General features: G+C 72.5%; 15 protein-coding genes. 11 read left to right on the top strand and 4 right to left on the bottom strand.

The window, feature by feature from the left end:
* Positions 1-4 precede the first annotated feature (4 nt).
* From ACWEN0_RS19155 to ACWEN0_RS19140, 4 genes are all read left to right on the top strand, one after another.
* Complete coding sequence (locus tag ACWEN0_RS19155; RefSeq protein WP_451974888.1) at positions 5-1330, top strand: MFS transporter; 1326 nt, start codon at positions 5-7, stop codon at positions 1328-1330.
* A complete protein-coding gene (locus ACWEN0_RS19150; RefSeq protein WP_451974886.1) occupies positions 1327-2559 on the top strand; it encodes an NAD(P)/FAD-dependent oxidoreductase in 1233 nt (410 codons plus the stop codon). Before ACWEN0_RS19155 ends, ACWEN0_RS19150 begins: the two co-directional genes overlap by 4 nt.
* Positions 2560-2603: 44 nt before the next feature.
* Positions 2604-3926 carry an aminotransferase-like domain-containing protein gene (locus ACWEN0_RS19145; RefSeq protein ID WP_451974884.1) on the top strand — a complete coding sequence of 441 codons (1323 nt, stop codon included), beginning with the start codon at positions 2604-2606 and terminating at the stop codon, positions 3924-3926.
* Between the two features lie 108 nt (positions 3927-4034).
* Positions 4035-5159, top strand: coding sequence for an FAD-dependent oxidoreductase (locus ACWEN0_RS19140; RefSeq protein ID WP_451974882.1), 1125 nt, complete (start codon positions 4035-4037; stop codon positions 5157-5159).
* On the opposite strand, the gene ACWEN0_RS19135 is transcribed toward ACWEN0_RS19140, so the two are convergent.
* The 3 genes from ACWEN0_RS19135 to ACWEN0_RS19125 all read right to left on the bottom strand — a co-directional run bounded on the left by ACWEN0_RS19135 (position 5156) and on the right by ACWEN0_RS19125 (position 9480).
* Complete coding sequence (locus tag ACWEN0_RS19135; RefSeq protein WP_451974880.1) at positions 5156-6937, bottom strand: hypothetical protein; 1782 nt, start codon at positions 6935-6937, stop codon at positions 5156-5158. The two genes, ACWEN0_RS19140 and ACWEN0_RS19135, sit on opposite strands and share 4 nt — an antisense overlap.
* 271 nt (positions 6938-7208) lie before the next feature.
* On the bottom strand, positions 7209-9188 hold the full coding sequence (locus tag ACWEN0_RS19130; protein ID WP_451974878.1) for an SDR family oxidoreductase: 1980 nt from the start codon (positions 9186-9188) through the stop codon (positions 7209-7211).
* A gap of 88 nt (positions 9189-9276) precedes the next feature.
* The gene (locus tag ACWEN0_RS19125) at positions 9277-9480 is read right to left on the bottom strand and encodes a hypothetical protein (RefSeq protein WP_451974876.1); all 204 of its coding nucleotides are present in this window, start codon (positions 9478-9480) and stop codon (positions 9277-9279) included.
* A 205-nt stretch (positions 9481-9685) separates the two neighbouring features.
* On the opposite strand from ACWEN0_RS19125, the gene ACWEN0_RS19120 reads away from it, so the two are divergent.
* A complete protein-coding gene (locus ACWEN0_RS19120; RefSeq protein ID WP_451974874.1) occupies positions 9686-10909 on the top strand; it encodes an NAD(P)/FAD-dependent oxidoreductase in 1224 nt (407 codons plus the stop codon).
* On the opposite strand, the gene ACWEN0_RS19115 is transcribed toward ACWEN0_RS19120, so the two are convergent.
* The gene (locus ACWEN0_RS19115) at positions 10878-12095 is read right to left on the bottom strand and encodes a multidrug effflux MFS transporter (RefSeq protein WP_451974872.1); all 1218 of its coding nucleotides are present in this window, start codon (positions 12093-12095) and stop codon (positions 10878-10880) included. The two genes, ACWEN0_RS19120 and ACWEN0_RS19115, sit on opposite strands and share 32 nt — an antisense overlap.
* A gap of 203 nt (positions 12096-12298) precedes the next feature.
* On the opposite strand from ACWEN0_RS19115, the gene ACWEN0_RS19110 reads away from it, so the two are divergent.
* From ACWEN0_RS19110 to ACWEN0_RS19085, 6 genes are read left to right on the top strand one after another with little or no spacing between them, the layout of a single operon-like run.
* Positions 12299-13150, top strand: a complete 852-nt coding sequence (locus ACWEN0_RS19110) for a fumarylacetoacetate hydrolase family protein (protein ID WP_451974870.1) — start codon at positions 12299-12301, stop codon at positions 13148-13150.
* A 2-nt stretch (positions 13151-13152) separates the two neighbouring features.
* The gene (locus ACWEN0_RS19105; protein ID WP_451974869.1) at positions 13153-14457 is read left to right on the top strand and encodes an enolase C-terminal domain-like protein; all 1305 of its coding nucleotides are present in this window, start codon (positions 13153-13155) and stop codon (positions 14455-14457) included.
* Positions 14450-15196 carry an SDR family NAD(P)-dependent oxidoreductase gene (locus tag ACWEN0_RS19100; protein ID WP_451974867.1) on the top strand — a complete coding sequence of 249 codons (747 nt, stop codon included), beginning with the start codon at positions 14450-14452 and terminating at the stop codon, positions 15194-15196. The genes ACWEN0_RS19105 and ACWEN0_RS19100 overlap by 8 nt, the downstream gene beginning before the upstream one ends.
* A gap of 36 nt (positions 15197-15232) precedes the next feature.
* Complete coding sequence (locus ACWEN0_RS19095) at positions 15233-16273, top strand: sugar ABC transporter substrate-binding protein (protein ID WP_451974865.1); 1041 nt, start codon at positions 15233-15235, stop codon at positions 16271-16273.
* Complete coding sequence (locus ACWEN0_RS19090; protein WP_451974863.1) at positions 16270-17793, top strand: sugar ABC transporter ATP-binding protein; 1524 nt, start codon at positions 16270-16272, stop codon at positions 17791-17793. The genes ACWEN0_RS19095 and ACWEN0_RS19090 overlap by 4 nt, the downstream gene beginning before the upstream one ends.
* Entirely contained in the window at positions 17790-18803 is a 1014-nt protein-coding gene (locus tag ACWEN0_RS19085; RefSeq protein WP_451974861.1) for an ABC transporter permease, read from the top strand. The genes ACWEN0_RS19090 and ACWEN0_RS19085 overlap by 4 nt, the downstream gene beginning before the upstream one ends.
* Positions 18804-18827: the final 24 nt, after the last annotated feature.

The following is an 18827-nucleotide window of genomic DNA, read 5'->3' as shown; positions in this document are numbered from 1 at the left end:
AACCATGAAGGCAACCTCCTCCGCGCGGCAGTCGCTGGAACACAGCAGGCCGACGAAGACCCATTGGCTCATCACGATGTACGCCGGCGGCGGCGAGTTCTGCGACGGCTACATCCTCTCGATCATCGGAGTCGCGCTGCCCCTGGTGACGGGCGCCTTCCACATGAGCGGCTCGATGGCCGGGCTGCTCGGCTCGGCGTCGCTGGCCGGGATGTTCGTCGGCGGCCTGATCTTCGGGTACGTCACCGACCGCGTCGGGCGGCAGAAGGTCTACCTCGCCGACATCGCGGCGTTCATCGTCCTGTCGGCGCTGCAGTTCTTCGCCACCGACCCGGGCCAGCTGACGGCGTTGCGGTTCCTGATGGGCATCGCGATCGGGGCCGACTTCGCCATCGCGGCGACCATCGCCTCGGAGTTCGCGCCGCAGAAGTCGCGCGGACCGTTGCTGGTCGTGCTGGTGACGATGTGGTCGGTCGGCGCCGCGACCGCGTACGTCGCGGGCTGGGCGATGCTCTCGCTCGGCGACGACGCCTGGCGCTGGATGCTCGCCAGCAGTGCGATCCCGGCATTGGTGATCCTCGCGCTCCGGATCGGGACACCGGAGTCGCCCAGGTGGCTGCTGAGCAAGGGCAGGACCGAGGAGGCGCACGCGGTGCTGCGGAAGATGCTCGGCCCGGACGCCGACTTCTCCGACATCGCCGCGGACACCGGCTCGAAGACCCGCTACGGCGACATCTTCCGGGGCAAGTACCGCAAGCGCACGATCTTCGTCTGCCTGTTCTGGGCGTGCCAGCTGCTGCCGATCTACGCGATCACGACGTACCAGCCGACGATCCTGCACTCGCTCGGCCTGGCCGAGGGCAACGCGTCCTACTTCGGCGCGGTCGTCATCCAGATCTTCTTCGTGCTCGGCTCGCTCTCGGGCGCGCTCGTGGTGAACCGCGGCCGCCGGAAGCTGCTGCTGTGGAGCTTCGGCATCGCCGCGATCCCGTTGTTCCTGCTGGGGATCCTCGGGCACCCGTCGACGTGGCTGGTGATCCTGCTGTTCGCCGTCTTCGGCGTCGCGTCGTTCTCCAGCCAGTGCCTGCAGGCGATCTACCCGTCCGAGCTGTTCCCGACCGGCGTCCGTGCGACGGCCAACGGGTTCGCCACCGGCGTGAGCCGGGTCGGCGCGGCGATCGGCACCTACGGCGCGCCGCTGCTGCTCGCGCAGAGCACCCGGCTGGCGATGCTCGTCGGCGGTGTCATCGCCGTGGTGGGCCTGGTGTCGTCGCTGTGGCTGGCCCCGGAGACGAACGGCATGACCCTCGCGGAATCGAGTGCGGCGTGAACGTGACGATCGTGGGCGGCGGTCTGATCGGCCTCTGCAGCGCCCACTACCTCGCCGAAGCCGGGGCGACGGTGACCGTGCTGGAGCGTGGGCGCGTCGGCGGCGGCGCATCGCGGGGCAACGCGGGCGAAATCTGCCCGGACCTCGTGACGCCGTTGCCCGCGCCCGGTGTCATCGGCCCGGCCCTGCGTGGCCTGCCCCGCCCGGACAGCGCGCTGTACGTGCGGCCGCGGCTGGACGCGTCGCTGGTGCGGTTCCTCGTCCGGTTCGGGCTCAACACCTCCCGGAACCGGTACGCCGCCGGCGCCCGGACGCTGGCCCGCCTGGCGCGGGGCACGTTCGGCCTGTTCGGCGAGCTGGAAGCGGCCGGCGTCGACGGCGACGCGGTGAAGTCCGGCTTCGTGTTCGCCTTCGGCTCTTCCGCATCGGCCCAGGCGGCGTGGGAGGGGCAGCGGGACATCGGGGCCCCGGTCGAGCCGGTGCTCGGCGGCGGCGACCTGACCTCGCTCGAGCCCGCGCTGGGACCGGCCGCGCGGGCGGGGTTCCTGGTGCGGGAGCAGTGGTCGGTGGACCCGTCGCTGTTCGTCGACCGGCTGGCCGCCCGGTTGCGGGCGCGGGGTGTGTCCATTGTGGAGGGTGCGCGGGTGACGTCGGTGAGCGAACGCGGCGGCGGCACCCGCACCCGGACAACCGTCGGCGACTTCGACGCCGACGTCACGGTGGTCGCGGCCGGCGTGTGGTCGCGGGAACTGTGCCGCGCGCTCGGTGTCCGGACGGACCTGTTCCCCGGCAAGGGGTACAGCTTCTCGGTGGACGCCGACCCGGTGCCGCACCGGGTGGTCCACCTCGGCGACGCGCGGGTGGTGCTCACGCCGATGGGCAAGCGGGTCCGGGTCGCGGGCACGATGGAGTTCGACGCCGACCCGGACGCGTTCCACCCGCGCCGGATCGCGGCGATCGTCGCGGCGGCCTCGGGCTACCTCCGCTCGGCGGACTGGGCCGGCCGCCAGGACGAGTGGGTCGGCGCGCGGGTGCTGACCCCGGACGGCCTCCCGGCGGTGGGAAAGGTGCCCGGCCACGAGCGGGTGCTGCTGGCGTCGGGCCACAACATGCTGGGCCTGATGCTGGGGCCGGCGACCGGGCGCCTGGTCACGGACTTCGTCACGGGAGCGCCGGACCCGGAACTGGCGGCGGCGCTGGACCCGGCTCGGCTGTCCCGCCGGTTCTAGCGTGAGATCATGCTGACCGACGGACCGCAGGCGGAAGGGACACAGTGGACGACTACCGCGTCGTCGCGGACGCCCTCGCCGCCGACATCGAGGCCGGCCGGCTGCGGCCCGGCGACCGGCTCCCGCCGCAACGCCGGTTCGCGCGCCAGCGCGGTATCGCCGGCTCGACCGCGGCCCGCGTCTACGGCGAGCTCGTCCGGCGTGGCCTGGCCGTCGGGGAGGTCGGCCGCGGCACGTTCGTCCGGGCCGCGAAGCCGGCACCCGAGCCCGCGCTCGCCGAGCCCGGTGACGCCCGCGTCGACCTCGAGCTCAACTTCGCAGTCCTGCCGGACCAGTCGGCGCGGCTGGCGAAGGCGCTGGAACCGTTGCTGCGCACTGACGTCCTCACCGCGGCCCTGCACCCGATCGGCGCCGCGGGCACCCCGGCGGCCCGCGACGCGGCGGCCGCGTCGCTCACCCGCGGCGACTGGCGGCCCGACCCGGCGACGGTCCTGTTCACCGGCAACGGCAGGCAGGCCATCGCGGCGGCGATCGCCGCGTTCGTGCCGGTGGGGGAGCGGCTCGCGGTCGAGTCGCTGACCTACCCGGTGGTCAAGGCGCTCGCCTCGCGCCTCGGCGTGGAGCTGGTGCCGATCGAGACCGACGAGTCCGGCCTGGTCCCGGCCGCCCTCGCCGCGGCCGGCCCGGTCCGCGCGCTCTACGTCCAGCCGACCCTGCACAACCCGCTCGGCACGACCATGCCGCCCCGGCGCCGCGAGGAGCTCGCCGACGTCGTCGCCCGGCTGGACCTGCCGGTCATCGAGGACGGCATCTACACGTTCCTGCGCGACGACGTCCGGCCGTTCGCGGCGTACGCGCCGGAGCGGACGGTGTTCGCCGACAGCCTGTCCAAGCGCGTCGCACCCGGCCTGACCGCGGGATTCCTGGTGACGCCGCCCGCGTGGACCGCGCGGCTGGCGTCCTCGGTGCGTTCGGGCGCGTGGGCCGCGTCGCGCTTCTCCGTCGAGGCGGCGACGCAGTGGATCGTCACCGGAACGCTGGCCGAGGTCGAAGCCGCGAAACGCCGGGACGCCGCCGGACGCGCGTCGGTCGTGGCCGCGAAGCTGCCGGGGCTGCGCGGCGACGCGGCGTCGTACCACCGCTGGTGGGAGCTGCCGGAGCAGTGGCGCGCGGAGACGTTCGTCGCGGCGGCGGCCCGCCGGGGCATCGCGCTGCTGCCGGCGGCGGCCTTCGCGGTCCTGCCCGGCCACGCGCCGAACGCCGTGCGGATCGCGGTGTCCGCGCCGCCCATGGAGATCCTCGGCCCGGCCCTCGACGTCCTCGCGACGCTGGCGAGCGGCAGCCCGGACGACCTGCTCGCCGACTGACGGGGCCGGCTGACAGGGCCTGCCAGCGGCGTGCCAGTGCGGTGTGCGGCCCGCACCAGGCAGCAGCGCCACTCTTCGGTTGTCGCAGCACGAACCGAAGGAGCACCCATGAACGTCACGATCATCGGCGCCGGCCTCGGCGGCCTCACCCTGGCCCGGGTCCTGCACGTCCACGGCATCCCGGCCACGGTCCACGAAGCCGAGGACTCGCCGATGGCGCGGATGCAGGGCGGGATGCTCGACATCCACGACTACAACGGCCGGCTCGCCGTCGAAGCCGCCGGCCTGGTGGCCGGGTTCCGGGACCTCGTGCTCGAGGGCCGCCAGGCGTTGCGGATCCTGGACCAGGACGGGAACCTGATCTTCGAGAAGGCCGACGACGGCACGGGAGGCCGTCCCGAAGTGCAGCGCGGGGAGCTGCGGCGGATGCTGCTCGAGGCGCTCCCCGCAGGCACCGTCCGGTGGGGCCACAAGGTCAGCGGCACCCGCACGCTCGACGACGGCCGCCACGAGGTGACCTTCGCCGATGGGGGCACGGTCGTCACGGACCTGCTCGTCGGCGCGGACGGAGCCTGGTCGAAGGTCCGGCCGCTGCTCACCGCCGCCACGCCCGAGTACACCGGCGAGGCCTTCGTCGAGACCTATCTCTTCGACGTCGTCGCGAAGCACCCCGCCACCGCGGCGGCGGTCGGCGGCGGGTCGATGGTCGCGCACGGCGGCTCGCGCGACGACGGGATCAACGCCCACCGCGAAAGCGGCGAGACCGTGCACACCTACGTGGTGCTCAACCGGCCGCTGGACTGGTTCGCCGCCATCGATTTCACCGACCCCGCGGCGGCCGCCGCGCGGATCGCGGCGGAGTTCGAAGGCTGGGCCCCGGAGCTGCTCGCGCTGATCACCGACGGGGACACCCCGCCGGTCTTCCGTCCCCACTACACGCTGCCGGCCGGGCTGCGGTGGGACCGCGTGCCGGGCGTGACCCTCGTCGGCGACGCCGCCCACCTCACGGCGCCGAACGGCGAAGGCGCCAACCTGGCCATGCTCGACGGCGCGGAGCTGGGCCAGGCCCTCGCCGCGCACCCGGGCGACGTCGAAGGCGCGATCGCGCAGTACGAAGAGACCATGTTCCTGCGCAGCGCGAACCCGGTCGACGACGCCGTCGTCCTCGAGAGCCTCTTCGGCGACGACGCTCCGGAGAGCCTGCTCGCCCTCGTGCGGGGCGAGGAGAGCTAAGGCGCGTACTTCCCGACGAAGCTGCCGCAGGTGACGGCCCGTCCGGTGAGCCGGCCCTGGATCGCCTTCTCCAGGCCCAGGTAGTCGAACACCGGCGTGTCGGGCGGGATCGACGCCGGCACCGGGCCGCCCGTGGCGAGCATCCGGATCGAGTCCGTCTCGAACAGCACGAGGTAGCCGCCCTGGCGGTTGAGCTCGTCGGCCGTGGCGAGCATGCGCTCGGGCGCGTCGCCGACGATCTCCAGCGGCAGCGGCCACTCCAGCGGGAACGGGTTGCGCAGGCCGAACGCCGGGTAGGCGAACGGGCTGTCCGGGAGGATCGCCGTCCGCGCGGCCGGGAAGCGGTCGAGGCAGTCGCGGATCTGCCGGACGAACGTGTGCGTCGAGGGGTTCGTGCGGATGCCCGCCATCGCCGGGGTGACGTCGCCGAGGTCCTCGGTCAGCCGGTCGTGCCCGACGTCGAGGTAGGCGGCACGGTCGTGCTGCGCGACGACGAGCCAGCCGCACAGGGCCACCGCGGTGAGGCCGGCCGTGGCGGTCACCCAGCGGCGCGTGAGCCGCGGACGCGCCGGGACGACCTGGCTGAGCAGCAGCAACGCCGTCAGGGCGAGGGTGCCGGTGAGCAGCGTGGGGGTGTCGTTGCCCCACGACAGGCTGGTCATGAAGCCCGTGGCGAGCACGAGCAGCCCGGCCCACGGCACCTTCCGCCGCACGGCCGCGTTCACCGGCACGCTGACCGCGACGATCCACCACAGGACGTCCGCCCAGCGCGAGGAGCCGGTGAACCGGCCGTCGACGACCGTCCAGGCCACCGCCGCGGCGCCGGCGAGCACCAGCACCCAGGACGCGGCGCGCCCGGCCGCGCCGAGCCGGTCGCCGGGCAGCCGGACGGCCAGCAGCACGACGGCGATCGCGGCGAAGAAGGTCAGCTCGCGCACGGGCGCGCGGGTCAGCGCTTCGGGGTCTTCGAGCCAGAGCCCGAGCAGCCGTTCGCCGTAGGCGGGCACGCCGCCGGTCAGCTGCTCGACCATCTCGGCGAACCCGCCGCCGAGGCTCACCCAGGCGACGTAGAGCAGCCCGGGCGCGCCGAGCGCGAGGAGGTCGAGAACGAACCGGAGCCCGCGGCGCGTCCCGGCGCGGGTGGCCGGGTGCAGCAGCAGCCACAGCACGCCGATGACCGCGGCCAGCACGAAGCTCTGCTTGACGAACACCGCGCAGCCGAGGAGCACCAGCCCGCCGCGGCGGGCGACCGCGAGGTTCCTGGTGAGACCGGCGTCGAGCGCCCAGGCCCCGCACGCGGTGAGCGCGATGCCGTCGACGGTGTGCCAGGCCATCAGCGGGAAGGCGTTGAGGTTGATCAGCGACGCCGCGGCGACCATCGCGGTCAGGCCCGGCCCCCAGGTGAGCACCCGGCGGCGGGTGACGAGCGCGGCGAAGGCGATCGTGGCGACGATGATCTCGATCATCGACAGGAAGCTGGAGCCGAAGAACAGCGGCATCGGCAGCGCGAAGTCGACGACATGCAGCACCGCGGACCCGAGCGGGCGCGCCGAAATGATGTCGGCGTGCGGGACTTCCCCCTGCAGCACGCGCCAGGCCTGGGCGAGGATGAAGCCCTGGTCGGAGGGGTGGAAGCCGAACCTGCCGACGCGCAGTTCGGTGGCGAGGGCGAGCAGCACGACCCAGCCGGCGTGCAGGCCCCACCGCAGCAGCGGCCGGGTGGTTTCGGCGGGCCGGGGCTCCGGCGCGGCGGTGCGCGCAGGACTCGCCACGTCCACGCCTGCCCGCCTTCCGCTCCCGATCACACCCGGACAGCGATGGTAGCGGCCGTGGCCGTCACCGGCATGAACCCCACCACCCGGCCGCGGCAGCGCCGGCTACCTGGCGGTGCCGATGGCGGCCGGCTCGTCGGCGTCGGCGGTTCGTTCCCCAGCGTGGTTGACGGACATTGCGAACTCCCCAGTTCACGCCCGCACCGGTGTGCGGGACTTGCGCGAGGGTAGAAGTACCGTCGTCGTGAAGCCAGCGTTCGGGCGGGATTCGCGGGGATCAAGCACGACGGCGCCAAATCAGGCGGGTCACCGCCGACGCGACGGACGCGGACGCGGGCCGGCGGGGCAGGGCGCGGGCCTCCGGCGCGGACTCCCGCATCGCGCGGTACGCGAGGTGCGCGGTGAACCGGGCGAGCTTCGGCGCGGCGAGCGTCGCCAGCTCGGCGGCCCGGCCTTCGGGCAGGCTGAGGATCTCCGGACGCTCTTCCAGGGCCTTCACCACGAGCGCGGCCGCGCGTTCGGGGCTGCTCGACGGGATGCCGCGGTAGCCGGTCGGCGCGATCATCGGTGTCCGCACCAGCGGCATCCGCACGGACGTAAACGTGATCCCGTCCGAGAGCGTCTCGCGCCCGGCCGTCAGCCCGAACTCCTCCAGCGCCGCCTTCGACGCCAGGTACGCGGAGAAGCGCGGGGTGTCGGTCTGCAGGCCCTGGGTCGTCACGTTGACGACGTGCCCGAACCGCCGCTGGGCCATCGACGGCAGGAAACCGAGGATCAGCCGCACCGGGCCGAAGTAGTTGATGGCCATCGTGCGCTCGTAGTCGTGGAAGCGTTCCGTGGACAGCGCGACCGAGCGCCGGATCGACCGGCCCGCGTTGTTCACCAGCATGTCCACCGCGCCGTGCTCGCCCAGGACGTCCTTGACCAGGGCGTCGACGGCGTCGCCGTCGGTGAGGTCGCACGGGTACGCCGCCGCGACGCCGCCGGCCGCGGTGATCTCGTCGCGCACCTCGTCGAGTTCCGACGCGCGGCGCGCCACTAGGACCACCTTCGCGCCCTTGCGGGCCACGGCGAGCGCCGTCGCCCGGCCGATCCCGGACGACGCGCCGGTGACCAGCACCGTCCGCCCGGCCAGGCCGTGCCCGCGGCGCGCGCGGTCGGGGTCGAGGTGGGCCTGCCAGTACCGGTAGAGCGGCGCCGCGTAGTCCCGCAGCTCGGGCAGTTCGACGCCGCTGCCGAACAACGCCGTCGTGGTGCGCGCGGTGTCGAAGACGACGTCCATCGTCAGGTGCGGCAGCACTTCGAGGGGGATGCCCAGCTCTTCCAGGACGGCGGCGCGGGCGGCCCGCCCGCCGGGCACGCGGTCGACACCGGACGCCGCCGCGTGCGCGAGCCGGGTGCCGGCGCGCCGCACCACGCCGGACGGCCGCGCCGGCAGCACGGCCCGGATCACCGGCCCGCCCGCGGCGCGCGCGAAGGCGTTGTAGACGGAGTTGAGCGGCTGCGGCCGCGCGGCGGCCAGGTGGTAGGTCGCCCCGGACGGCGCGTCCCGGTGCATCAGGTGGTCCATCGCCTCGACGACGTAGTCGACCGGCACCAGGTTCGTCGCGCCGAGGCCGGGCGCGGCGAGCGGCAGCCGCGCGGGCAACGCGGAAAGCCGGGAGATCGCGGGGAGGAAGTAGTACGGGCCGTCGACCTTGTCCATCTCGCCCGTGCGCGAGTCGCCGACGACGGCCGAGGGCCGGTAGACGCGGAAGGGCAGCGACTGCTCGCGGACGAGCTTCTCGGCCTGGAACTTCGTCGCGTGGTACGGCGAAGGGAAGTGCTGCCCGAGGTCGAAGTCGGCCTCGGTGAACCGGCCGGCGTGGTCGCCCGCGACGGCGATCGAGGACACGTGGTGCACCAGCCCCGCCCCGGCCGCGGCGGCGAAGGCGAGCAGGTGCCGGGTGCCCTCGACGTTGGCACGCCGGTTGGCCTCTTCGCCGGCCGTGAGGTCGTAGATCGCGCCGAGGTGGACGACGTGGTCGAGGTGCGGCAACCCGGCGGGGTCGACGCCGAGCCGCGGTTCGGCGAGGTCGCCGACCACCGGGTGCAGCTTGTCCGCGCCCGGCCAGTCCTGGGCCGGCGTGGCCAGGCGCTCGCGGGAGGTTTCGCGGACCAGCGCGTACACGGCGGACGTCTCCGGCCGCCGCAGCAGGCGCGCGACCAGGCGTTTCCCGATGAAGCCCGTCGCGCCCGTCACGAAGTAGGTCGTCATGGCCGGTCCCTTCCGTCGTGGGCCGACTCTAACCTACTGGAAAGTAGGAACGGTAGTTGTCAGTGTCATCCCGGGGTCGGACCCCCGGTCAGGTTTCGGCCTTGTCGTCCGCCGTCGCCACGACGGCGTCGCGCAACGCCGCTCGCAGCCGCCCGACGTCGAGCGGGCCCAAGACGGCCGCCTCGCCCGGCGGCGCGACGAGCACCACCTTGTCCTGGCTGACGAACACCGTCACGTCCCTGCGCCTGCCGGCCAGATCCCGGCAGCCGATCGACCACTCGCCCCGACTCATGGTCGCCGCCCTCCGATTTCTCCTCGTGGTCCTGCTCCGTGCGGGGATGGGAGGGCGCCGCCCCGGGGCTATGACGCCGGTTCACCCGATCTGCCTACTCGCGGGTTTTCTCTTGCGCTTCGCGGATTTCCGGCGTATCCCCCGCTCGTGGCCGGGCCCGTTCGGGAGTACCGTCCGCCCCACGAACCGTCGTGGGAGGTCTGGGATGTCGGAGCCGCGGAAGATCGTCATCGTCGGGGCGGGCCTGGGCGGCGCGTCCGCCGCGGCCGCGTTGCGCGAGCGCGGCTATCCGGGCGAAGTGCTGCTGATGGGCTCGGACCCGCACCGGCCGTACGAGCTGCCGCCGCTGTCGAAGGGCGTCCTGCTGGGCACCACCGACGAACCCGACTGGGTGCACGAAGAGAAGTTCTACGCCGAGAAGGACATCCGGTTCACCCCCGGCGTCACCGCGACCCGGATCGAACTGGGCGCCCGCCTGGTCCTCGACGACGCGGGCGGCGAGCACCGCTACGACCGCCTCGTCCTGGCGACCGGCTCCCGGCCGCGGTCGATCCCGGTGCCCGGCGGCGACCTGCCCGGCCTGTACACGCTTCGCAGCCTCGACGACTCCCTCAAGCTGCGCTCGGCCTTCGCCGAGGCGGAACGCGTGGTGATCGTCGGCGCCGGCTGGATCGGCTCCGAAGCCGCCGCGGCGGCCCGCGCGCACAACGCCGACGTGACGGTCGTCGACCCGGTTGCGGTGCCGCTGGCCACGGTCATCGGCGAGACGGTCGGCGGGGTGTTCCGGGACCTGCACACGGAAAAGGGCGTTCACTGGCGCCTGGGTGAGCAGGTCACGGAGATCACGGGCGGCCCGGACGGCGTCCGCGGCGTCCGGCTCGGCAGCGGCGACGAGCTCACGGCAGACGTGGTCCTGATCGCGGTCGGCGCGGCCCCGCGGGTCGAGCTCGCGCACGCGGCGGGCCTGGAGCTGTCCGACGACGGCGGCGTCTGCGTGGACGCGGGCCTGCGCACGGCGGCCCCGGACGTCTACGCGGTCGGCGACATCGCGGCCCACTTCCACCCGCGCTACGGCCACCGCATCCGCGTGGAGCACTGGTCGAACGCGAAGGAGCAGGGCACGCACGTGGCGCAGAACCTGCTGGGGGAGAACGAGCCGTTCCTCGCCTCGCCGTACTTCTTCACCGACCAGTACGACCTCGGCTGCGAGTACCGCGGCCTGGCCGACCCGGCGACGGACGAGCTGGTGGTCCGCGGCGACCTGGGGTCGCGCGAGTTCACGGCGTTCTGGCTGCGTGACGGCGAAGTGGCGGCGGCGATGAACGTCAACATGTGGGACGACGGCGATGCCTTGTCGGCACTGGTGGACGGCCGCGCGAAGGTGACGGCGGACCAGCTCAAGAACGCGGATCTGGCGTCGCTGGCCTAGCCAGGACGAGGAACGCCACCAGCGCCAGGACCGCGAACCCGGCCATGGTCGCGGCCATCGGCACGGCCGTTCCCGGGCCGCCGAGGCCGACCAGCGGGGTCGCCGCGGCGCCCACGACGAACTGCAGCACGCCCAGCAACGCCGACGCGGCCCCGGCCGAGCGGGCGTGCTCCGCCAGGGCGAGCGAACTCGCGTTCGGCATGACCAGCCCGATGCTCGACACCAGCAGGAACAACGACACCAGAAGGAAAACCAGCGGCGCCCGGGTCAGCGCGGCGGTCAGGACCGCGGCGCCGCCGAGCACGCCCAGCGAAAGCCCCCAAGACAGCAGCACGCGCTCGCGGACCCGGCCCACCAGCCGTCCGTTGAGCTGGCCCGCCAGCACGATCCCGACGCCGTTGGCCCCGAACACGACGCTGTACGCCTGCGGGCTGAGCCCGTACACGCCCTGCAGCGCGAACGAAGAACCCGAGATGTAGGCGAACATCGACGCGAACAGCAGCCCGGCCGACAGCGCGTACCCGGCGAACGACCGGTCCCGCGCCAGCCGCCCGTAGGTGCGCATCACCTCACCGAGCCGCGCGGGGGTGCGGACCGCGGACGGCTCGGGCAGGAAGAAGACCACCACGACCAGCAGCAGCGCGCCGAACGCCGTCAGGACCACGAACACCCCGCGCCACGACGTCCAGTTCAGCAGCTGCCCGCCGATCAGCGGGGCCAGGATCGGGGCCAAGCCGCTGACCAGCATCAGCGTCGAGAAGAACTTCGTCATCGCGGTGCCGGAGAACAGGTCCCGGACCGTCGCGCGGGCGATCACGATGCCGGCGGCCGCGCCGACGGACTGGACCAGCCGGGCCGCGACCAGCAGCCACGCGTCCGGGCTCACCGCGCACAGCACCGAGCCTGCGACGTACAGCACCAGGCCGGCCAGCAGCGGGCGGCGACGGCCGAGGGAGTCCGACAGCGGGCCGATGACCAGCTGGCCCAGCGCCAGGCCGACGATGAACGCGCTGAGGGTCAGCTGGACGGTGGTGTCCGCCGCGCGGAGGTCCTCCGCCATCCGCGGCAGCGCGGGCAGGTACATGTCGATCGACAGCGGCCCGAACGCCGTGAGCCCACCCAGGACGAGGACGAACTTCAGCTGCGCCCGCCTGCTCGTCGCGGTACCTTCCGCCGTGGTGGTCATGCGCCTCCTCGTGTCCCTGAACCGACCAGCGACGCCGTGACCTGCGCTATTCCGGCTGTGATCGGTGACACCCCGTGCTCATCTGAGCACTGAACCGGTACTGATCCGATCAATTTTCCGGCCGATTGGGCCACTGCTCTGGATCGAGACTCCCGACTGCGATATACATCGGATGTCTGGTCGGGCGGGTGAAGGGAAAATCCGTGCAGCTTGTGCGCCTCGGGGAGCCGGGAAGTGAGCGTCCGTTCGTGCGTGCCGACGACGGCATGACCTACGAGCTGGGCGGGCTGACCGCCGACATCGACGGCGGTTTCCTCGCCGCGGACGGCATCGCCCGCGCGGCCGCCGCGCTCGCCGCCGGGGACCTGCCCGTCGCCGCCGAAGCCGGACTCCGGGTCGGCCCGCCGATCGCGCAGCCCGGCAAGGTCGTCTGCATCGGCATGAACTACCGCCGCCACGCGGAGGAAACGGGCGCGACGCCGCCCACCGAGCCGGTCGTCTTCATGAAGGCGCCGGACGTCGTGGTCGGCCCCGCCGACGACGTCCTCATCCCGCGCGGCTCGGCCAGCACCGACTGGGAAGTCGAACTCGGCGTCGTCATCGGCAAGACCGCGCGCTACCTCGACAGCGTCGAAGAGGCCTTGGACCACGTCGCCGGCTACGTCGTCTCGAACGACGTTTCCGAGCGCGCACTGCAGTTCCGCACCGCGCAGTGGGACAAGGGCAAGTCGTGCGAGAACTTCAACCCGCTGGGGCCGGTGCTCGTCCCCGCGAGCGAGGTGCCCGACCCGCAGGACCTCGGCCTGCGCCTGTGGATCAACGGCGAAAAGAAGCAGGACTCGTCCACCAAGGACATGATCTTTTCCGTGGCCGAGATCATCCACCACCTGAGCCAGGTCATGGTGCTGCGGCCCGGCGACCTGATCAACACCGGCACGCCCGAAGGCGTCGCGCTCGGCCAACCCGACCCGAAGCCGTACCTGCGCGACGGCGACGTCATCGAGCTGGAGATCGACGGGCTGGGCCGCCAGCGGCAGACCGCGAGGCAGGCCTGACCATGGCGAAGATCATCGGCATGGAGGTCCTCGACGTCCGGTTCCCGACGTCGAGGGAGCTCGACGGCTCGGACGCGATGAACCCCGACCCGGACTACTCGGCCGCCTACGTCGTGTTGCACACCGACGGCGGCCCGGACGGCTACGGCCTCGCGTTCACCATCGGCCGCGGCAACGACGTCCAGGCGGCCGCGATCCGCGCGCTCGCCCCGCACGTCGTCGGCCGCGAAGTCCCGGAGGACGCCGCCGCGCTCGGCGACCTGTCCCGCACCCTCGTCGGCGACTCGCAGTTCCGCTGGCTGGGCCCGGAAAAAGGCGTCGCGCACATGGCCGTGGGCGCGATCGTCAACGCCGCCTGGGACCTCGCCGCCCGCCGCGCGAACCTCCCGGTCTGGCGGTTCGCGGCGCGCATGACGCCCGAAGAACTCGTCTCGCTCGTGGACTTCCGGTACCTGTCCGACGCGCTCACCGAAGCCGAGGCCCTGGAGATCCTGCGCGCCGCCGAGCCCGGCCGCGAGGAGCGCGCGAAGCAGCTCGAAGCGCACGGCTACCGCGCCTACAGCACGTCGCCCGGCTGGCTCGGGTACGCGGACGCGAAACTCGTGCGGCTCGCCGAACAGGCCGTCGCCGACGGCTTCGAGATGATCAAGCTCAAGGTCGGCGGCAACCTCGAGGACGACGTCCGGCGCATGAAGCTCGCCCGCGAGACGGTGGGCCAGGACGTCCGGATCGCCGTCGACGCCAACCAGCGCTGGGACGTCCAGGCCGCGGTCGCCTGGATGACCGCGCTCGCGCCGTACGACCCGTACTGGATCGAGGAACCGACATCCCCGGACGACGTCCTCGGGCACGCCGCCATCGCGAAAGCGCTTGCGCCGATCCGGGTCGCCACCGGCGAGCACGTCCAGAACCGTGTGGTCTTCAAGCAGCTGCTGCAGGCGAACGCGATTTCCGTGCTGCAGCTCGACGCCGCCCGCGTCGGCGGGTTCACCGAGAACCTGGCGATCCTGTTGCTGGCGGCCAAGTTCGGCGTGCCGGTGTGCCCGCACGCCGGTGGCGTCGGGCTCTGCGAGCTCGTCCGGCACCTCTCGATGTTCGACTTCGTGGCGGTCTCCGGCACCGACGCGGACCGGTCCATCGAGTGGGTCGACCACCTGCACGAGCACTTCACCGACCCGGCCGTCGTCGAGCGCGGCCGCTACCTCGCCCCGACCGCACCCGGGTTCTCCGCGCGCATGCACGACGCCACGCTGCGCCGGTTCCGCTTCCCGGACGGTCCCGAGTGGACGGAGACCGCAAGTGAGTGAATTCGAGGGCCTGGTGGCCGCCGTCACCGGAGGCGCCTCGGGTATCGGCAAGGCCGTCGCGGACCTGCTGGCCGAACGCGGCGCGCAGGTGGCGGTGCTGGACCTGAAGCCGGGCGACGACGGCATCCGCTGCGACGTCTCGTCGGACGACGAGGTCCGGTCGGCGATCGACGCCGTCGTGGAGCGCTTCGGGCGCCTCGACATCCTGGTGAACAACGCCGGGATCGGCGCGCAGGGTGACGTCACCGGCAACGACGACGACGAGTGGCACCGCGTGTTCGACGTCAACGTCGTCGGCATGGTCCGGCTCGCCCGGGCCGCCCTGCCGCACCTGAAGAACTCGCCCTCCGCGGCGATCGTCAACACCTGCTCCATCGCGGCCTGGGCCGGCCTGCCCAGCCGCGCGCTGTACTCGGCCAGCAAGGGCGCGGTGCTCTCGCTGACCCTGGCCATGGCGACCGACCACCTGCCCGACCGGATCCGCGTCAACTGCGTGTGCCCGGGCACGGCGGACACCCCCTGGGTGGGCCGGCTGCTCGACGCCGCCGACGACCCGGCGGCCGAACGCGCGGCCCTCGCGGCCCGCCAGCCGATGGGCCGGCTGGTCATCGCCGACGAGGTCGCGAACGCGATCGTCTACCTCGCCAGCCCGCTGTCCGCGTCCACCACCGGGACCGCCCTCGCGGTCGACGGTGGCATGTACGGCCTGCGCCCGCGCGGTCCCGTGAACCACGACTAGAAGACTTGATTCCCCGCCGTCATCAAGGAGGATGCTGTGCGCACGAAGGTGATCAAGGTGGCCGCCGTCGCCGCCTGCGGCCTGGTTCTGGCCGCCTGCGGGTCCACTAAGGACAATGCGTCGGCACCCGCGGCGGGCGGTGGCTCCGGCGGCAAGGTCGGGGCCACCCTGCCGCTGCTGACCTCGCCGTTCTGGCAGGCCTACAACAACTACGTGCCGCAGATGGCCAAGCAGGAGGGCGTCGACGTCCTCCCGACGGTCAACGCGGACAGCGACCCGGCGAAGCTGATCACCGACATCGGCACCTTCCTCAACCAGGGCGTCAAGGGCCTGGTCGTGACGCCGCTGGACTCCGCCGCGATCGTCGCCGGGCTCAAGCAGGCCGAGAACAAGGGCGTCCCGGTCGTCGCGGTCGACGTCGCCCCCGAGAGCGGCAAGGTCGCCATGGTCGTGCGCGCCGACAACAAGGCCTACGGCACCAAGGCGTGCGACGCGATCGGCGAGAAGGTCAAGTCCGGCAAGGTCGTGCAGATCATGGGCGACCTCGCGTCGGTCAACGGCCGCGACCGCTCGGAAGCCTTCCGCGACTGCATGAAGCAGAAGTACCCGGGCATCCAGGTGCTGGAGATCCCGGCCGAGTGGAAGGCCGACAAGGCGTCTTCGGGCCTGGACAGCATGCTGACGGCGAACCCGGACATCAAGGGCGTCTACATGCAGGCCGGCGGCGTCTACCTGGCCCCGACCGAGCAGGCCCTCAAGCGCAAGAACCTGTTCTTCCCGGTCGGCGACCCGAAGCACATCGTGCTCGTGTCGAACGACGGCATCCCGCAGGAACTGGCCGCGATCCGCGCCGGCGAGCTGGACGCCACCGTGTCCCAGCCGGCCGACGCGTACGCGAAGTACGGCCTGTACTGGCTGAAGAAGGCCATGGCGGGCGAGACGTTCAAGCCGGGCCCGACCGACCACGACAGCACCATCGTCGAGATCAGCCCCGGCATCCTCGAGGACCAGCTGCCCGCGCCGGTCATCACCAAGGCCAACGTGGACGACAAGGCCCTCTGGGGGAACAACCTGTGACCGCGCTGCCCGCCGGCGAAACCGCCGTCCCGGTGGTCAGCGCGGTAGGCGTCGGAAAGCGCTACGGCCCCACCGTGGCGCTCCACGACGTCAGCCTCACCGTGCACCCGGGCGAGTCACACGCGCTCGTCGGGCGCAACGGGGCCGGCAAGTCGACGCTCGTCTCCATCCTCACCGGCCTGTCCGCCACGGACACCGGGCACGTCGAGTTCGGCGGCGAGCCGGCCCCGCCGCTGTCCAAACAGGACGACTGGAAGGCGCGCGTGGCCTGCGTGTACCAGCACGCGATGGTCGTCCCGCAGCTCACGGTCGCCGAGAACCTGTTCCTCAACCGGCAGGCGGGCGGCGGGTTCGCCATCGGCTGGAAGTCGTTGCGGCGCAAGGCCCGTGAGCTGCTCGACTCGTGGGACGTCCACGTCGACGTCGACACGCCCGCGGGGGAGCTGTCGGTCGAGGACCGGCAGTTCGTCGAGATCGCCCGCGCGCTGTCCTACGGCGCGAGGTTCATCGTCCTCGACGAGCCGACCGCGCAGCTCGACAGCCAGGCCATCGAGCGGCTCTTCGAGCGGATGCGCCAGATGCAGGCGAGCGGGGTGACGTTCCTGTTCATCTCGCACCACCTGCACGAGGTGTACGAGGTCTGCCAGGCCGTCACGGTCCTGCGGGACGCGAAGCACGTGCTCACCGCACCGGTGGCCGAGGTCGGTCGCGCGGAACTCGTCGACGCGATGACCGGCGAACCCGGTGGCCTGTTCGTCCGCGACGCCGCCACACGCGAGTCCCTCGAAGCGGACGCCGCGGAAATCCTCTCGGTCGACGGCCTGTCCGGCGACGGCTTCCGCGACGTCTCGTTCCGGCTGCGCCGCGGCGAGGTCGTCGGGCTCGCGGGCAGCAACGCCAGCGGGAAGCACCAGGTCGCCGAGACGGTCTACGGCCTGCGGACACCGTCTTCGGGCACGGTCCGCGTCGACGGCTCGCCGTTGCGGCCGGGCGACATCCCGGCGGCGCTGCGTGCGGGCATCGGCTGCGTGCCGCGCGACCGGCACCACGAGGGTCTCGTGCTGGAGCACTCCATCGCGGACAACACCACGCTGTCCATTTTGGACCGAATGGGCCGCGGCGGGATCGCGTCGCCCACCGCCCGGCGCGCGAAGGCGTCGCAGGCTTTGAAGGACTACGACATCGTGGCCGCGAGCGCCGAGCAGCCCGTGTCGGACCTCTCGGGCGGCAACCAGCAGAAAGTGGTGCTGGCGCGGGCCCTGATCGGCGATCCGCGGGTCGTGGTGCTGATCAACCCGACCGCCGGCGTGGACGTGAAGTCGAAGGAGGCGCTGCTCGCGGTCGTCGACCGGGTGCGCGCCGAAGGCAAGGCGGTGCTGATCGTCAGCGACGAGCTCGACGACCTGCGCCTGAGCGACCGGGTCCTGGTGCTGCGCGCCGGGGCCGTGGTCGCCGAACACCAGGCCGGGTGGTCCGACGGCGACCTCGTGGCCGACATCGAAGGAGTCGAGCTTTCGTGACCGACGTGATGACCTCTCCGCAGACGGAGCTGCCCGCCCCACCCCGGCGCCGCAAAGCCGTCTGGCTGCGTGAACTCGCCCTGCTGCCCGCCCTGGTCGTCGTGTTCGTCATCGGCGGCCTGGTCGACGACACGTTCGTCGGCTGGAGCAACATCGTCAGCATCCTGACCGCGTCGGCGGCGCTCTCGCTGGTCGTGCTCGGCGAGTCGCTCGTGCTGATCACCGGGAAGTTCGACCTGTCGCTGGAATCCACGATGGGCCTGGCGCCCGCGCTCGGTGCCATGGTCGTGATCCCGGCGGCGTCGGCGGGCTTCGGCGTCGAGCTGCCCGCCGCGATCGGGCTCCTGATCATCCCGCTGTGCGGCGCGCTGGTCGGGTTCGTCAACGGCTTCCTGATCGTGAAGCTGAAGCTGAACGCCTTCATCGTCACCCTGGCCATGCTCACCGTGCTGCGGGGCGTGCAGGTCGGCTCGACCAAGGGCAAGACGCTGTTCAACCTGCCGGACTCGTTCACCAACCTCGCGACGACCACGTTCGCCGGGCTGCCGATGTCGGTCTGGCTGGCGGCGGTGCTGTTCGCGGCGGCCGGCTGGGTGCTGCGCTACCACCGCGTCGGCCGGGCGCTGTACGCGATCGGCGGCAACCGCGAAGCCGCGCGGGCGGCGGGTGTGCGCGTCGACCGGATCGCGTGGGCGGTGTTCGTCGTCGCCGGGATCCTCGCCGCGATCGGCGGCCTGGCGTACACGGGTTACGTCGGGGCCTTGGGCGCGAACCAGGGTTCCGGCATGATCCTGCAGGTGTTCGCGGCGGCGGTGATCGGCGGCGTCTCGCTCGACGGCGGCAAGGGCACGCTGGTCGGCGCGCTGACCGGCGTCCTGCTGCTGTCCTCGGTGTCGAGCCTGCTCAACTACGCGCACGTGACGGCGGAGTGGCAGGGCGCGATCTACGGCGCCATCATCCTGGTCGCGCTGATCATCGCCCGGTACGCGGGCGGGAAGCCCCAGACCTGATGGTCAGCCTGTGATCATCGGATC

It is taken from the genome of Amycolatopsis sp. NPDC004378 (assembly GCF_053602455.1).
The sequence above is the reverse complement of the archived record's forward strand: the minus strand, read 5'-3'. Positions and strand labels throughout refer to the sequence as shown.

Coding starts and splice junctions, on each gene's coding strand:
- ACWEN0_RS19155 (WP_451974888.1), top strand. CDS start 5: ATGAAGGCAACCTCCTCCGCGCGGCAGTCGCTGGAACACAGCAGGCCG.
- ACWEN0_RS19125 (WP_451974876.1), bottom strand. CDS start 9,480: ATGAGTCGGGGCGAGTGGTCGATCGGCTGCCGGGATCTGGCCGGCAGG.
- ACWEN0_RS19105 (WP_451974869.1), top strand. CDS start 13,153: ATGGCGAAGATCATCGGCATGGAGGTCCTCGACGTCCGGTTCCCGACG.
- ACWEN0_RS19140 (WP_451974882.1), top strand. CDS start 4,035: ATGAACGTCACGATCATCGGCGCCGGCCTCGGCGGCCTCACCCTGGCC.
- ACWEN0_RS19130 (WP_451974878.1), bottom strand. CDS start 9,188: ATGACGACCTACTTCGTGACGGGCGCGACGGGCTTCATCGGGAAACGC.
- ACWEN0_RS19115 (WP_451974872.1), bottom strand. CDS start 12,095: ATGACCACCACGGCGGAAGGTACCGCGACGAGCAGGCGGGCGCAGCTG.
- ACWEN0_RS19120 (WP_451974874.1), top strand. CDS start 9,686: ATGTCGGAGCCGCGGAAGATCGTCATCGTCGGGGCGGGCCTGGGCGGC.